The sequence below is a fragment of the Solimonas aquatica genome, from assembly GCF_900111015.1.
In the GTDB taxonomy this organism is placed as follows: Bacteria; Pseudomonadota; Gammaproteobacteria; order Nevskiales; family Nevskiaceae; genus Solimonas; species Solimonas aquatica.
On the sequence record NZ_FOFS01000017.1, the window covers coordinates 62163 to 77751 of the forward strand.

Sequence of the window (15589 nt, forward strand, 5' to 3'; positions counted from 1 at the left end):
GACCCTATCAGGCTTTCCGATGGTGGGGTATCGGAGCAGTGCAATCCAAACAATCCTTTTAATACTTACCAGACGCCGGCCCCGTATGGCTGAGGAAGCGATACGACAGCCCCACCGCCGCCACCGCCAGGCCGGCAATGAAGCCGCTCCACACGCCCAGCGGCCCCAGCGGCGTGCGAAATGACAGCCACAGCGCCAGCGGCATGGCCAGCACCCAGTAGGCGGCGACGGTGATGAGCATGGGCAGGCGCGTGTCCTTGATGCCGCGCAGCGCGCCGTTGGCGGTGGCCTGGATGCAATCAAAGATCTGGAACACCGCCGCGAACATCAGAAAGCGCACCGCCAGCTGCGCCACGGCCTGTTGATCGGTGTAAGCCGCGACGATCCACTGCGGCGCGCCCAGCATCAGGCTCGCCGAACACAGCGCAAAGCCGGCGCCGAGCAGAATGCCCACGCGCCCGCGCAGCGCCACGCCGGCCTGATCGCCCGCGCCCGCCGCATGACCCACGCGCACAGTGGCGGCCATGCCGATCGACATCGGCACCATGAAGGCCAGCGAGGCGAAATTGATGGCCACCTGATGCGCGGCCATGGCCTGCGCGCCGAAGCGCGCCACGATCAAGGCACCGATCTGGAACAGGCTGGCCTCGGCGGTGAGGATCGCAGCCGTGGCGCCGCCGACGCGCAGCAGCTCGCGCGCCACGGAGAGCATCGGCAGCGCGCGCGCCTGCAGCAGATGCAGCGCACGCAACGGCGCGTGATGACGGTACAGCCACAGATACAGCAGCACCATCAGATAACCGGAGATGGACGTGGCATAACCGGTGCCCGCCGGCCCCAGCGCCGGCAGACCGAAGCGGCCGTACATCAGCACATAAGCCAGCACCCCGTTGAACAGCAGGGTGATCGCCGCGACGATCAGCGCCACGCGCGTGAGGCCATGCGCATCCGCCGCATTGCGCAGGGTGAAGCTCAGGCAGAACGGCACCGCCGCCCAGGCGATGGCGCGCAGATAGCCGTCGGCGTAGGTGTAGGTCTGCGCATCCAGACCCAGCAGATCCAGGATCGGCGCGCGCGTGCCGTAGATGAAGGCTGCCCAGAGCAGGCCCGCGACGATGGCCAGCAGCAGCACCGCGCGCAGCCGCGCACCGATGGCCTCGGCGGCGGCCCCGCGCCCGATGGCCTGCGCCACCATCGGCGACACCGCCATGAACAAACCCATGAAGAACACGAAGCTGAGGAAGAAGATGTTGCTGCCCACGGCCACCGCCGCCAGCGCCTGCTCGCCCAGATGGCCGGCCAGCATGGTGTCCACGGTGCCCATGCCGATGAAGGACAGCTGCGCGATCACGATGGGCCAGGCCAGGCGCCAGTAGGCGCGCAGCTCGGTGCGCAGCAGCGGCAGGGACGGCAGATTCAGCATGAGTCGTGGTGCGTGTTCACCGCAGCGGGCGCGCGGGGCCGCGTAGTCTGCGCAGTTCGTCGGGGCAATGCCAGCGGTGGAGTTCCTGAGCTGAGGTTTGTGGTCAGGGCCCGCCCCCTCTCCCCTGCCCCTCTCCCGCGAGGGGAGAGGGGAAAAGTTTTGTGACGCATCGAGGGTTCGGCACTCGGATTGCGGGGTCCGGGGTTCTAAGCTCAGAGCTCAGAGCTCAGAGCTCAGAGCTCGAAGCTCGAAGCTCGAAGCTCGAAGCTCGAAGCTCGAAGCTCGAAGCTCGAAGCTCGAACGAGTCTATTCCCCTCTCCCCTTGCGGGAGAGGGGTCAGGGGAGAGGGGGAAGCCGCTCCCGCAACGCCTGCTCAATCGCCTCCAGCACTTGTGGCGTACGCAGCAGAATTTCGTCGTTCCAGAAGCGCAGCACGGTGAAACCCTGTGCCTTCAGCCAGGCATCGCGGCGCGCATCGCTGGCAGATTCGCAATGCTGTCCGCCATCGGCCTCCACGATGACGCGCGCCGCAAAGTGCACGAAGTCCACGACATAAGGCCCGATGGGCTGCTGACGCCGAAACTTCTGCTCGGCAAAACGATGCGCGCGCAGATGAAACCACAGATGACATTCGGCATCGCTCATCCGGCGCCGCAAGGCCTTGGCGAAATCGCGTTGCTGCATGCGCCGCAGTACACGCGCATCTGCGCCACGCATCCGCGCCGGCCATCACAAAGTCAGTCCGGCACCGCACTCACCAGTTGTACCGCAGGCTCGCCGTGACGCTGCGCAGCGGGGTCTGCACCGCGCCATAGGTATTGGCGAACACCGCGTGGTCGAAAACCAGATCCAGCGCGCGCTTGTCGCTGAGATTGTTGCCGGCGAGCTGCAGCTGCCAGTGCTCGTCCGCAGTCTGCAGGCCCAGATGCGCGCCCCACAGGCCGTAGCCGCGCTGGTGGCTGTGATCGTCGAGGTCGATGGCCGAGTACTGGCCGCTGCGATAGCTGTAGTCCACACCCAGACTCGCCGCCAGCGTCTCGCCCAGCGGGAACTTCAGATTGGGTGAGAGCGAGGCCGTGAGTCGCGGGGCGTGGGCCAGGGTCTTGCCGCTCAAGTCCTGCTGGCCGTCGCTGTCGTAGGCCGGCGCCGGTGCCTCGTGGTAGCTCGTGTATTCCGCCGTGCCATAGGCCATCGAGCTGGCCACGCTCAGCCAGGGCCAGGGCGCCTGCCAGAGGATTTCAGTCTCCACGCCCTGCAGCCGCGCCTCGGCGGCATTGCTCACCGCGAACTCGGTGCCGGTCAGGTCCACCACCTGCAGATTGCGGATGTCGGTGCGATACAGGGTGAGATTGAACATCAGGCTGCGCGCGAACAGCTGGCTCTTGAAGCCGGTTTCCCAGGCACCGGCGCGCTCGGGTTCAAACTCCAGATTGTGGTCGTTGTCGGCCGTGGCATTGAAGCCGCCGCCCTTGAAGCCGCGCGTGTAGGTGAGAAAGCCCATCAACGCGGGCGTGAAACGGTATTGCAGGCCGGCCTTGGGCGAGAAGTCGTTTTCACGGCGCTCCAGATGCGCGGCAAACGGCGTGGCGCCGACCACATTGGAGATCAGGCCGATGCCGGTTTGCGTGACGTCGAAGTCGGCCTGCTTGCGGTCCTGGCCCAGGCGCAGGCCGAAAATCGCGCTGAGCTGCTCACCGAGTTTCCAGCTCATCTGCCCGAAAGCCGCATAGCTCTGCGCCTGCTGCGCAAAGCCGCGCCGCAGGCTGTCATTGAGCGGCAGGCTGATGTTGGGCAGCAGCGCCAGCAGGGCATTGAGCTGCGCGCCGGGCAGGCCCAGGGCCTCCAGGCCGGCACTGCTGAGCGCGAAGTCCACCAGGTTGTCGCCGCCCAGGGTGTCGAAGTGGCTGCCCAGATCCGAGCGGAAGTAGTACAGGCCCAGGGTCCAGTCCACCTCGCCGCCGAAACCCAGCAGCGAATCGCTGCGGCCGCTGGGCCGCAGCTCGATGGAGTTCTGGTGGTAGTTCACGTTGAACACGGTGTTGACGATGTCGGAGGCCGTGGTGTCGATGTCGTAGAAGGCATCGATCTTGAACGCGGCATGGCCCAGCACCGTGGTGAGCTTCACCTCGTGCGCGCCCAGCGCTTCACCCAGCTCGTAGTCGATCAGGGCGCGCTGCAGATTGGACGTGCGCTTCACATAGCCCGGCGTGTTGGCGGTGGTGTGGGCGTCCAGGCCATTGTCTTCGGCGCTGGCATCGAAGCTCTGCGCATAGGACAGCGCCTCGGGCGTGGCGGCGTAGAGCTGCCAGGGCGAGTAGTCCGCATGCGTGTGCGAATACTGGCCCAGCAGGCTGATGCGCCAGCGCTCGCCCGGCGTGGCCAGCAGACGCAGGCGGCCGGCGCCCTGATTGAAGCTGCCCTCCCGGCGATCCAGCGTGGCGTTCTCCACATCACCCTGCTTGTTCCACCAGGTGCCGGCGGCGCGGCCGGACAACCAGTCCGTGAGCGCCAGATTCACCGCGCTCTCCGCGCGCACCTGGCGCGGATCGCCGCTGGTCAGCATCAGATAACCGCTGTCCTCGGGCCTGGCCTCCTGCGTGGCGAAGTTGATCACGCCGGCCACCGTGTTCTTGCCGAACAGCGTGCCCTGCGAGCCGCGCAGCACCTCGATGCGCTGCAGATCGTAGAGACCATCGGGCACGAATTCGGGCCGCGCCAGGGCCAGATCGTCCATCACCAGGCCCACGGAGGACTCGAAGCCCACGTTGTCGGTCTCCGTGGAAAAGCCGCGGATGCCGATCACCGGCGCCTGCGGGTCGGTGTCGATCTGCACATTGGCGACGAAGTTTTCCAGCGCGCCGACCTCGGAATTGCCGGACTCGCGCAGGGTGTCACCCGAGAGCACCCCCACCGAGACCGGCACGTCCTGCAGGTTCTGCGCCTTCTTCTGGGCGGTGACGATGATTTCGGCGATCTGCGGCCCGGGCGCGTCCGCCGCGGCCGGTGGCGGCGTGGCGGGCGCCTCCGCCGGCAGGCTGAGCGTGGGCGGCTCCGGCTGCGCCCCGGCGGGCGCGGCGGCGAAAAGGCAAAGCAGGGCGAGCGCGCCCAGCGGCGCGCGGACGACGGCGGTGTCGGTCATGACGGTGCAGGATTCCCCAATCCCAGGCTGTGCGGTGCAAAGTTCGGCGCTTATATAGCAAGAACCGCCGCAGGGCCGTATGACAGCCCGCGCCCCGGGGTAAAATGCGCGGCTTCCGCCGGGCCTGCCATGAACATCCATTCCGACCGCATCCTCATCCTCGACTTCGGTTCCCAGTACACCCAGCTGATCGCGCGCCGCGTGCGCGAGCTGGGCGTGTACTGCGAGCTCCACCCCTGGGACATGGCCGACGAGGCGGTGCGCGCCTTCGCCCCCAAGGGCGTGATTCTGTCCGGCAGCCCGGAATCGGTGCTGGAAGCCGGCTCGCCGCGCGCGCCGCAGGCGGTCTGGGACTTGCAGGTGCCGGTGCTGGGCATCTGCTACGGCATGCAGACCATGGCCGCGCAGTTCGGCGGCAAGGTGTCGCCGGGCAAGGTGAAGGAATTCGGTTACGCCGAGATCCGCGCGCGCGGCCATTCGCAGCTGCTGCGCGACATCGAAGACCGCGTCAACGACGAAGGCCACGGCCTGCTCGACGTCTGGATGAGCCATGGCGATCATGTCAGCGAGATTCCGGCCGGCTTCAAGCTGATCGCCTCCACCAAGGACGTGCCCATCGCCGGCATGGCCGATGAATCCCGCGGCTACTACGCCCTGCAGTTCCATCCGGAAGTCACCCACACCACGCAGGGCGCGCGCATCTACTCGCGCTTCCTCCACGAAATCTGCAGCTGCGGCAATGCCTGGAGCGCCGGCAACATCATCAGCGACGCCATCGAGCGCGTGCGCGCGCAGGTGGGCAACCGGAAAGTGCTGCTGGGCCTGTCCGGCGGCGTGGACTCCTCCGTGGTCGCGGCCCTGCTGCACAAGGCCATCGGCGAGCAGCTGGTCTGCGTGTTCGTGGATCACGGCCTGCTGCGCCACCAGGAAGGCGATCAGGTGATGAAGATCTTCGCCGAGCATCTGGGCGTGAAGGTCATCCGCGTCAATGCCGAAGACCGCTTCCTCTCCGAACTCAAGGGCGTGAGCGATCCCGAAGCCAAGCGCAAGATCATCGGCCGGCTGTTCGTGGAAGTGTTCGATGAAGAGGCGCACAAGCTGGAAGGCATCGACTTCCTTGCGCAGGGCACGATCTATCCGGACGTGATCGAAAGCGCCGGCGCCAAGACCGGCAAGGCGCATGTGATCAAGAGCCATCACAATGTCGGCGGCCTGCCCGAGCGCATGAAGATGCAGCTGGTGGAGCCGCTGCGCGAGCTGTTCAAGGACGAGGTGCGCGCCATCGGCGTGGAGCTGGGCCTGCCGCGCGAGATGGTCTACCGCCACCCCTTCCCCGGCCCCGGCCTGGGCGTGCGCATCCTGGGCGAAGTCACCAAGGCCGCCGCCGACACCCTGCGTCTGGCCGACCACATCTTCATCGAAGAACTGCGCCGCAGCGGCTGGTACGACCAGACCAGCCAGGCCTTTGCCGTGTTCCTGCCGGTGAAGAGCGTGGGCGTGACCGGTGACGGCCGCCGCTACGAGCCGGTGATTGCCCTGCGCGCCGTGCAGACCATCGACTTCATGACCGCGCACTGGGCGCACCTGCCCTACGAGCTGCTGGACGTCTGCTCACGGCGCATCGTCAATGAAATTCCCGGCGTGTCGCGCGTGGTCTACGACATCAGCGGCAAGCCGCCGGCGACGATCGAGTGGGAGTGAATCGATGAAGCCCGATCTGACGCGTTGCGCAGGGCGATATCCTGCGGACGCGGGAGCATTACTTTCCCGCAACTATCGACGACCCGTACACCCCGAGAGCATGCTGTCGGATCTGCACGCCTCCCACAATCGCAACGACAATGTGCTGGAGCGCAGTTTTATAAGTTAGCACTTCAAGTAACGATACCGAGCGGCCGGAGAAGCTGTTCGATCTCTACTCCAAGATGATCACCTCGGCGGGACAAAAGCCGAAGAATGTAGTTTGATGACCGCAGACTTCTGAATCCAGGGGAAGGACCTGATCATGCGACTGCTGCACTACATCGAGATTGAAAGCTTCAAGCGCTTTGGCCACAGGCAGCGTATCGAACTCGATCATCCAGCCGTGCTTATCGGCCCCAACAACTGCGGCAAAACCAGCGCCATCCAGGCGCTAGCGCTATGGTCGCAGGCGGTGCGTACTTGGTACGACGTTCGCAAGGATTCTTCGGCCAAGGAGCGCACCGCCACTTCACTGAACCGATTGAACATCGTGGCCGTACCGGTTACGCGCACGCGCTTTTTCTGGCACAACACCCACGTTCGGAAGGGCAACAAGGACATTCCCATGGTCCTTAACGTTGGAGTGGAATACCAGGGGCAGGTCCGCGCCTTGGCGATGCGTTTCCGCAGTCAGGGCGATGAATTGGTTTATTGCGCCCCAGACGACTCGGTCAGCAGTGACTTGGAATTGATCGCCCATGCCGCCAGCCTGAGAGTTGAGCTGCTCTACCCGATGTCGGGACTGGATACCGAAGAGCCTGTTCTTCAACCTGGCCGGGTGGACGTATTACTCGGTCAGGGCCGTACCGCAGACGTGCTGCGCAACCTGTGTCTAGCCGTGGCTAAGTCTTCAACGGAGGACTGGCGGCGAGTGGTGGGGTTGATGCATCGACTATTCAATGTGCGCCTAGAGCAGCCCGAGGAAAGCAGTCGTGGCAGCATTACCCTGCAATACCGTCAACCCGGAGTGAAAGAGGCACTAGATATTTCATCAGCGGGTCGTGGCATGTTGCAGATGCTGCTGGTGTTTTCCTATTTGTATTCGCACAAACGCAGCATTCTGTTGGTGGACGAGCCCGATGCCCACCTGGAAATTCTGCGGCAAAAGCAGATCTATGTTTTGCTGCGAGATATCGCTAGCGAAAATGGCTCGCAGGTGGTAATGGTGACCCACTCCGAGGTGATCCTCGATGAGGCTCTGGATACCAACCTTACGCTGCTGCTGGAAGGTCGCGCCGACGATCTTGCGAGAAAGCAAGATATTCGTAACAGCCTAAGGCACTTTGGTGCCGAGCACTATGTTAAAGCCCGCGAACGCGGCTATGTGTTGTATGTTGAAGGCGGCACTGACGTAGATATGCTGCGTGGCCTCGCTCAGAAGCTGAATCATCCAGTAGCTGACATCTGGGATGAACGCATCAACAGCTTTTATGTGCAGAACAACTATCCCTTGCAGGACGTGGGCGCCGAATTGGAGCGAGTCGAGGGCGGCTTCGGCCTGACGCCACGAGAGCATTTCAACGGCCTGCGTAACCTCTTACCTGAACTACGGGGTTTGGCGATCCTCGACAACGACGGACAAAATCGTCAGGACCGCGACGAGGGCGCATTGCAAATTCGCTACTGGCGGCGTTATGAGGCCGAAAACTACTTCATTACACCCGAACTACTTCGCCGTTACGCGTACGCGCAATATCCGGCTGACGATTTGTTCACACAGCAGACGCGGGCTATGGTGGACGAAGCGCTAGCCGAAACATTGCGACATGATATTTTCGGAAACAACGTTGGGGATTATGAGACTTGGGCGGCGTCGCCGACTGACGCCGCACGTCTAATCTGGGAAGCACGCACCGAGCGCTTAAAGCTAAGCACGGTAGCGGAGTCTTTCTTTCGCCTACTAGCACAAAAGGTAGGTGGCGTGATGCAGCTCACTAAGGGCGAGCTGCATCGGCTGATTCCACATGCGGAGCTGACACCCGCCGCCGCAACTGAGGTGCGCGATAAACTCGACTTGCTTCACAGTATGTTTGAACAAGCAAGCAAGCATGGTGAAACGGCCGGCGACGACACAGGCGATAACGCAGACTCCTGATAACGAACATCGATCAAGCCTCAGCTCTGCGCTTCCCCCACCGCCCCCAGCAAAGCCTTCACGAAGTTCTCGCGCAGCGGGTTGTGGCCCTGTTTCGGACTGAGCACCCCCAGCTCGATGCGCGCCGGCTTGCCGCGCAGCGCCCGGTACACCACGCCGGGGCGGCGCAGATTGCTGACCGAGGCCGGCACCAGGGCGAAGCCCATGCCGCAGGACACCAGGCTGATCACGGTCTGCATCTGCCGCGCCTGCTGGGTGATGCGCGGCGCAAAGCCGTGCGCGCGGCAGTGGCCGATGGTGAGATCGTAGAGGCCGGGCGCGATTTCACGCGGCGGCACGATGAAGCTTTCACGCGCCAGCTCGCGCAGGTCCAGAGGGGCGTCGTGCCGGGCGATGGCATGCGCAGCGGGCACGGCGAGCACGAGTTCCTCGCGCATCACGCGCTTGAAGCGCAGGTCCGGCTCGTCCACGGGCGCCAGGCCAATGCCCAGATCCAGACGTGCATCGCGCAGGGCGCGGATCTGCGCATCGGTGGTCATCTCGTGCAGCTGCACTTCCACGCGCGGAAAGCGTGCACGGAAGTCCTTGAGCGCCGGCGGCAGGATGCCGTAATCGGCAATCGAGACGAAGCCCACGGACAGGGTGCCGGCCTCGCCGCGCGCGGTCTGCTGCACGCGCAGCCGCGCCTGCTCCAGGCGCTCCAGCAGGCTGCGGGCCTCCTCAAAGAACTCGCGGCCGGCGGGGGTGAGCGCCACGCCGCGATTGCTGCGCGCGAACAGGTGCACGCCCAGCTCCCGCTCCAGGGCCTTGATCTGCACCGACAGCGGCGGCTGCGAGACGTGCAGGCGCAGCGCCGCCCTGGAGAAGTTGCCCTCCTCGGCCACAGCCACGAAGTAACGCAGCTGGCGCAGTTCCACTATTCGCAATCCCTATGGCAGACCGTTGCCGATTGTATTGGCCGATATACAAGCCGCCAAGCACAATAGCGCCCCCAAGCATCCGCCAGGCCCGAGGTCTCCCATGCCCACCTACCGTTCCCGCACCAGCACCGCCGGCCGCAACATGGCCGGAGCCCGCGCGCTCTGGCGCGCCACCGGCATGAAGGATGGCGACTTCCAGAAGCCCATCATCGCGGTGGCCAATTCCTTCACGCAGTTCGTGCCCGGCCATGTGCATCTGAAGGATCTGGGCCAGCTGGTGATCGAAGAGATCGAGAAGGCCGGCGGCGTGGGCAAGGAGTTCAACACCATCGCCGTGGACGACGGCATCGCCATGGGCCATGACGGCATGCTCTACAGCCTGCCCTCGCGCGACATCATCGCCGACAGCGTCGAGTACATGGTCAATGCCCACACCGCCGACGCGCTGGTGTGCATTTCCAACTGCGACAAGATCACGCCCGGCATGCTGATGGCCGCGCTGCGCCTGAACATTCCCGTGGTGTTCGTCTCCGGCGGACCGATGGAAGCCGGCAAGACCAAGCTCGCCAAGTCCGACCAGGTGATTCCGCTGGATCTGGTGGACGCCATGGTCGCCGCCGCCGATGACAAGGTCTCCGACGAAGATGTGGCGAACATCGAGCGTTCCGCCTGCCCCACCTGCGGCTCCTGCTCGGGCATGTTCACCGCCAATTCCATGAACTGCCTGACCGAGGCCCTGGGCCTGTCGCTGCCGGGCAATGGCTCGCTGGTGGCCACGCATGCCGACCGCGAGCAGCTGTTCCGTGAGGCCGGTCGCCTGGTCGTGGACCTCGCCCGCCGCTATTACGAGCAGAACGACGAGCGCGTGCTGCCGCGCAATATCGCCAGCAAGGCCGGCTTCGAAAACGCGATGACTCTGGACATCGCCATGGGCGGCTCCACCAACACCGTGCTGCATCTGCTGGCGGCGGCGCAGGAAGCGCAGGTGGATTTCACCATGGCCGACATCGACCGCCTCTCGCGTCGCGTGCCGAACGTGTGCAAGGTGGCGCCGTCCAGCCACTACCATCTGGAAGACGTGCATCGCGCCGGCGGCGTGATGGCGATTCTCGGCGAGCTGGAGCGCGGCGGCCTGCTCGACGCCAGCGTGCCCACCGTGCACAGCGCCTCGCTGGCCGAGGCCCTGGCGCGCTGGGACGTGAAGCGCACGAGCGATGCCAAGGTGCATGCATTCTTCCGCGCCGGTCCGGCCGGCATCCGCAGCACGCAGGCGTTTTCGCAGAGCACGCGCTACGAGACCCTGGACCTGGATCGCGAGAAGGGCTGCATCCGCGCGCGTGAGCACGCCTACAGCCAGGACGGTGGTCTGGCCGTGCTGTACGGCAATCTTGCCGAGCGCGGCTGCATCGTGAAGACCGCCGGCGTGGACGCCAGCATTCTCAAGTTCAGCGGCCCGGCCGTGGTGCTGGAAAGCCAGGACGCGGCGGTGGAAGCGATTCTCTCCGGCAAGGTGAAGGCCGGCGATGTGGTGCTGATCCGCTACGAAGGTCCGCGCGGCGGCCCCGGCATGCAGGAGATGCTTTATCCCACCAGCTATCTGAAGTCCAAGGGCCTGGGCAAGCTCTGCGCGCTGATCACCGACGGCCGCTTCTCCGGCGGCACGGCGGGTCTGTCCATCGGCCACGTCTCGCCGGAAGCGGCCGAGGGCGGCAACATCGGCCTGATCCAGAGCGGCGACAGCATCGTCATCGACATTCCCAATCGCATCGTGCGCATCGATGTCAGCGACGAGGAACTGGCGCGTCGTCGCGTGGCGCAGAACGCCAAGGGCTGGAAGCCGGCGCAGCCGCGTCCGCGCAAGGTCAGCGCCGCGCTGCGCGCCTACGCCAAGCTGGTGACCAGCGCCGACAAGGGCGCGGTGCGTGACCTGAAGCTTCTGGATGACTGAAGCGGCGCTGCGACGGTCTGAAGTGGCAACGGCACGCGCAGGCGTGCCGTTTTTTTGCTCGCGCTGCAGGGAGAGCGGCGCGATGAGGGAGAGGGGACTGATCCAGCGCCACGCGCAGTGCCTGGCCCTTACGCGCCTTCGCCCTGCGCTGCGCTCGAGCGCATCAGGGCGGCGCGCGGTGCCTCGCGGAACTGGCGCGGCGTCTGGCCGTAACGGCGGCGAAACGCGCGGATGAAGTTCGAGGCGTCCTGATACGCCAGACGCCGCGCCACTTCCTGCACGTCCAGCGCCGATTCCTCGAGCAGCAGCGCGGCGGCGTCCATGCGCACGCGGTCGAGGATCTTCTGGAAGCTCTCGCCTTCCTGCTGCAGGCCGCGCCGCAGGCTGCGCGGCGACAGATGGAAGTAATCCGCCGCCTGGGCGAGCGTCGGAAAGGTCTCGGCCTGCGCGCCGAGATAGGCGGCCAGGCGCTCGCTCAGGCGCGTGGCGCTGCGCCGCAGATCGAGCTGGCATTGCCGCAGCGCGGCGGCGTGTGCGGGGGCATCGGCCGAAGGCAGCGCGCGGTCGAGCAGTTCCAGCGGCAGGCGCGCGGCCAGCATCGGCGCGTGAAACAGCAGCTCGCTGCTGCACACCGCGCCGCGCTGCGCGACCCAGGCCGGCGGAGCGAAAGGCAGCTCGAAGCAGACGCGGTTGAGCTGGCGGCCCAGCAGGCTGTGCATCAGATCCTGCAGCGCGAACACCGTGACCGTGGCGATGAACTCTTCCAGCTCGTAGAGCGGCAGCGCGGGCTCGTAGCACAGGCGCAGCTGGCTGCCGGACTCGCGCAGGCTCAGGCGCAGGTTGGCGCAGCGCAGCGGCATCAGCGTCACCAGACTCTGCAGGGCCTGGCGCAGATTGGCGCTGCTGAAGATGGCGGTGCCGACATTGCCGTGCATATTGCTGCGCACGCGTCGCCCCCATTCCACCGCCAGCAGCGCGTCGCTGCATTGCCGCCGTGCGAGGCGGATGAAGCTCAGCGCATGACGCAGTTCCACCGGCTCGCTCACCTCGTCCAGCGCCGCCGGCAGCCCGGCGGCGCGCAGCAGGCCGGGCAGCTCGGCGACACCGCGCCGCTGCAGGGTTTCGCAGAACAGGCGCAGGTAGACCGGATGCAGCGTCGCCGGAACCGGACTGCGCTGCGAAAGTAGACGGGCACTCATGTGCGGGGCGGAGGGTGGGAGCGCGCAATTTGGCCTGATATGACTATCGAATGTCCACTCTGACTCTGGGCGCGGCGGCGGTGCCTGCCGACAATCTGCGCAGCCATGACAAGAGGAGAGCGGCATGTCCGACACACGCCCTGAAGGCGAGACCTACACCCTCTGGGGCGGCGCGCTGTCGCTGTACTCGGGCAAGGTGCGCGCCTACCTGATCAAGAAGGGCCTGCGCTACCGCGAGTTCTACGCCGGCCATCCGGAGTTTCGCAGCCGCGTGCTGCCGCTGGTGCGCCTGGGCGTGACGCCGATTCTGGAAACGCCGCAGAACGAGGTGCTGCAGGACTCCACCGAGATCATCGATTTCATGGAGCAGCGCCTGCCGCAAGAGCCGATGATTCCGCGCACGCCGGTGCAGCGCGTGATCGCGCGCCTGCTGGACGCCTACGGCACCGAACACCTGCTGCTGCCCGCCATGCATTACCGCTGGGCCGAGCCGTATCGCAGCGCGCAGCTGCCGTTCCTGGAGGCGGAGTTTGGCCGCGTCGCGTACCTGGGCAAGGATCGCGCGGCGCGCAACGCCGCCGGCGCCAGGATGATGGCCTACTTCGGCGGCATGCTGCCCTCGCTGGGCGGCACGCCGGAGACCGCGCCCGCCATCGAAACCGCGTATCTGGATCTGCTGGAGCGGCTCGACCTGCATTTCCAGCAAGTGCCGTATCTGCTCGGCGGCCGCGCCAGCATCGCCGACTTCGGCCTGATGGCACCGCTCTACGCGCATCTGGCGCGCGATCCGGAACCGGCGCGGCTGATGGCGCTGCGCGCACCGAACGTGAAGCGCTGGGTGGAGCGCATGAACCAGGCGGTGATGGTCGACGCCGAATTCCCGGAGCTGGCGCCGGACTGGCCGGCCGACGATGCGCTGCCGGCGACGCTGGAGCCGGTGCTGGAACTGCTGTTCCGCGACTGGACGCCCGAACTCGAAGCCAATCTGCGCTGCTACCAGCAGTGGCTGCAGGCCGAGGGCGGACGCGCGCCCGGCACAGTGCTCAACCTCGATGCGCAGCGCCGCGTGCATCCCACGCTCGGGCCCATCGAATATCCGCTGCGCGGCCTGCGCATCCGCCGCAACAGCGCGCCGCAGACGCTCTGGCATTTCGAGCAGGCCGCATCGCTGGCGCGTGCGCTGCAAGGCCCGGCGCGCGAGCGCTTCGCTGCGCTGATGGCGCGCGTCGGCGGCACGGCCGCGATGCAGCTGCAGCTGCCGCGCGCCATCGTCCGCCGCGACCATGTGCTGGTGCTCGGCGAAACCACTTCCTGATCCGGAGCAGACCTTGTCCTCACCACTGCTGAGCGAACGCCGCGACGGCGTGCTGGTTCTCACCCACCAGGCCGCACCCTGGAACCGCATGGGCTTTGCCTACATGGACGCACTGGAGGCGGCCGTCGATGAGGCGGCGCGCGATCCGCAGGTGCGTGCGCTGCTGCTCACCGCCGAGGGCGAGGCGAATTTTTCCGTGGGCATGGATCTCAAGGAACTGCTGCTGCACAGCGCCGCGCGTGGCGGCGCCGAGGCGGTGCTCGACCAGCGTCTGCGCGTGCTGCGCAAGATCGAGCTGCTGGACAAGCCTTCGGTGGTCACGCTGTTCGGCTTCTGCCTGGGCGGCGGCCTGGAACTGCCGCTGGCCTGCCATTTCCGCCTCGCCGCCAGCGAAGGCGCCCAGATCGGCCTGCCGGAGCTGGAGCTGGGCACGGTGCCGGCCTGGGGCGGCAGCGCGCGTCTCACCCGCTGCGTGGGCCGCGACCGCGCTCTGGACCTGATTCTGCGCCGGCGCAAGATCGACGGCGCCGAGGCGCTGCGCATCGGCCTGGTGCACAGCCTGCATCCGCTCGCGCAGCTCAAGTCCGCGGCCTTCGAGCTGGCCCGCGAACTGGCTGCACAGCCGCGTCCCAGCGTGGCCGGCGTGCTGCGCTGCGTGGTCGGCGCCGAACATCTGCCGCTGGCCGATGCCCTGGCCGTGGAGCGCCAGGCCGTGCTCGCCTGCCGCGACAGCGGCAATCAGGATGAAGGCCTGCACGCCTTTCTCGACAAGCGCCGGCCACAGTTTCCCGTGCCCTGAGCCGCGCGCCAGCACCGGTACAGATCAGGCCCGAATCGTCGCCATCTGTATCTTCCTGACTGCTGCGCCGACACCTACCATCACCGCTTCCTCCAGGAAGCGGCGATGGACAGCAAATCCCAGGGCCTGGGCAGCGGCCTGCTCGGCGTGATCATCTTCAGCGGCTCGCTGCCGGCCACGCGCCTGGCGGTGAGCGCCTTTTCACCGCTGTTCCTGAGCGGCGCGCGCGCCGTGCTGGCAGCCCTGCTGGGCCTGCTGATGCTTCTGCTGTTGCGCCAGCGCCGCCCGCAGGCAGCGGACTGGCCGACGCTGGCGGTCGTGGCCCTGGGCGTGGTGCTGGGTTTCCCGCTGCTCTCCGCGCTGGCCTTGCGCGAGATCAGCGCCGCACACGCCACCGTCTTCATCGCCCTGCTGCCGCTGGCCACCGCCGCCTTTGCCGTGCTGCGCGGCGCCGCGCGGCCACGCCCGCGGTTCTGGCTGTACTCGGTGCTGGGCGCGGCGACCGTGGCGGGCTTCGCGCTGCTGCGCGATCACAGCACCTCACTGCGCGGCGATCTGCTGATGCTGGCCGCCATCGTCGTCTGCGGCCTGGGCTATGCCGAAGGCGCGCGCCTGACCCCGCGCCTCGGCGGCTGGCAGGTGATCTGCTGGGCGCTGCTGCTGGCATCGCCGCTGATGCTCCTGCTGGCCCTGCTCAACTGGCCGCAGCACGGGTCGGTCATCCGCCTGCCGGCCTGGCTGGGCCTGATTTACGTTTCGCTGTTCAGCATGCTGATCGGCTTCGTGTTCTGGTATCGCGGCCTGGCCCTGGGCGGCGTGGCGCGCATCAGCCAGCTGCAGCTGCTGCAACCTTTTCTCGCCCTGGCACTGGCCGCACTGCTGCTGGGCGAAACCATCGCGCCCGCCCTGCTGGCCAGCTGCGCGGCCGTGCTGCTCTGCGTGGTGCTGGCGCAGCGTCACGCCTGAAGCCAGGCTTGAATTCTGCCGCCCCCGCTTTCACCCTCCACC

The 15589-nt window shown here is 66.4% G+C and carries 11 protein-coding genes and 1 pseudogene; 7 read left to right on the forward strand and 5 right to left on the reverse strand.

Features of this window, described 5'->3' with window-relative positions; genetic code table 11:
* Window positions 1-58: 58 nt before the first annotated feature.
* From BMY12_RS18390 to BMY12_RS18405, 3 genes are all read right to left on the reverse strand, one after another.
* On the reverse strand, window positions 59-1423 hold the full coding sequence (locus tag BMY12_RS18390; protein ID WP_245732621.1) for an MATE family efflux transporter: 1365 nt from the start codon (window positions 1421-1423) through the stop codon (window positions 59-61).
* A gap of 336 nt (window positions 1424-1759) precedes the next feature.
* On the reverse strand, window positions 1760-2068 hold the full coding sequence (locus BMY12_RS18400; protein WP_218140258.1) for an endonuclease domain-containing protein: 309 nt from the start codon (window positions 2066-2068) through the stop codon (window positions 1760-1762).
* A 109-nt stretch (window positions 2069-2177) separates the two neighbouring features.
* A complete protein-coding gene (locus BMY12_RS18405) occupies window positions 2178-4562 on the reverse strand; it encodes a TonB-dependent receptor (RefSeq protein WP_093289322.1) in 2385 nt (794 codons plus the stop codon).
* 129 nt (window positions 4563-4691) lie between these two features.
* Here BMY12_RS18405 and guaA point away from each other — a divergent pair, with 129 nt between their 5' ends.
* The 3 genes and pseudogenes from guaA to BMY12_RS18415 all read left to right on the forward strand — a co-directional run bounded on the left by guaA (window position 4692) and on the right by BMY12_RS18415 (window position 8400).
* A complete protein-coding gene (guaA, locus tag BMY12_RS18410; RefSeq protein ID WP_093289324.1) occupies window positions 4692-6263 on the forward strand; it encodes a glutamine-hydrolyzing GMP synthase in 1572 nt (523 codons plus the stop codon).
* Window positions 6259-6529: pseudogene (locus BMY12_RS20955) on the forward strand (type IIL restriction-modification enzyme MmeI); the annotation flags it as partial. The gene guaA and the pseudogene BMY12_RS20955, both read left to right, overlap by 5 nt.
* Before the next feature lie 38 nt (window positions 6530-6567).
* Entirely contained in the window at window positions 6568-8400 is a 1833-nt protein-coding gene (locus BMY12_RS18415) for an ATP-dependent nuclease (protein ID WP_093289326.1), read from the forward strand.
* A gap of 20 nt (window positions 8401-8420) precedes the next feature.
* Here BMY12_RS18415 and BMY12_RS18420 read toward each other — a convergent pair whose 3' ends face one another.
* Entirely contained in the window at window positions 8421-9317 is an 897-nt protein-coding gene (locus tag BMY12_RS18420) for a LysR family transcriptional regulator (RefSeq protein ID WP_093289328.1), read from the reverse strand.
* Window positions 9318-9420: 103 nt separating this feature from the next.
* Between BMY12_RS18420 and ilvD the strand changes: the two genes are divergently transcribed.
* Window positions 9421-11268 (forward strand): dihydroxy-acid dehydratase, encoded by a 1848-nt coding sequence (gene ilvD / locus BMY12_RS18425; protein WP_093289330.1) that lies wholly within the window; start codon window positions 9421-9423, stop codon window positions 11266-11268.
* 128 nt (window positions 11269-11396) lie between these two features.
* Here the strand turns inward: ilvD and BMY12_RS18430 are convergent, their stop codons facing one another.
* Window positions 11397-12467, reverse strand: a complete 1071-nt coding sequence (locus BMY12_RS18430) for a helix-turn-helix transcriptional regulator (protein ID WP_177189072.1) — start codon at window positions 12465-12467, stop codon at window positions 11397-11399.
* 124 nt (window positions 12468-12591) lie between these two features.
* Between BMY12_RS18430 and BMY12_RS18435 the strand changes: the two genes are divergently transcribed.
* From BMY12_RS18435 to BMY12_RS18445, 3 genes are all read left to right on the forward strand, one after another.
* Entirely contained in the window at window positions 12592-13782 is a 1191-nt protein-coding gene (locus tag BMY12_RS18435) for a glutathione S-transferase family protein (protein ID WP_093289333.1), read from the forward strand.
* Between the two features lie 13 nt (window positions 13783-13795).
* On the forward strand, window positions 13796-14581 hold the full coding sequence (locus tag BMY12_RS18440; RefSeq protein WP_218140259.1) for an enoyl-CoA hydratase/isomerase family protein: 786 nt from the start codon (window positions 13796-13798) through the stop codon (window positions 14579-14581).
* Window positions 14582-14686: 105 nt separating this feature from the next.
* Window positions 14687-15547 (forward strand): DMT family transporter, encoded by an 861-nt coding sequence (locus BMY12_RS18445; RefSeq protein ID WP_093289336.1) that lies wholly within the window; start codon window positions 14687-14689, stop codon window positions 15545-15547.
* Window positions 15548-15589: the final 42 nt, after the last annotated feature.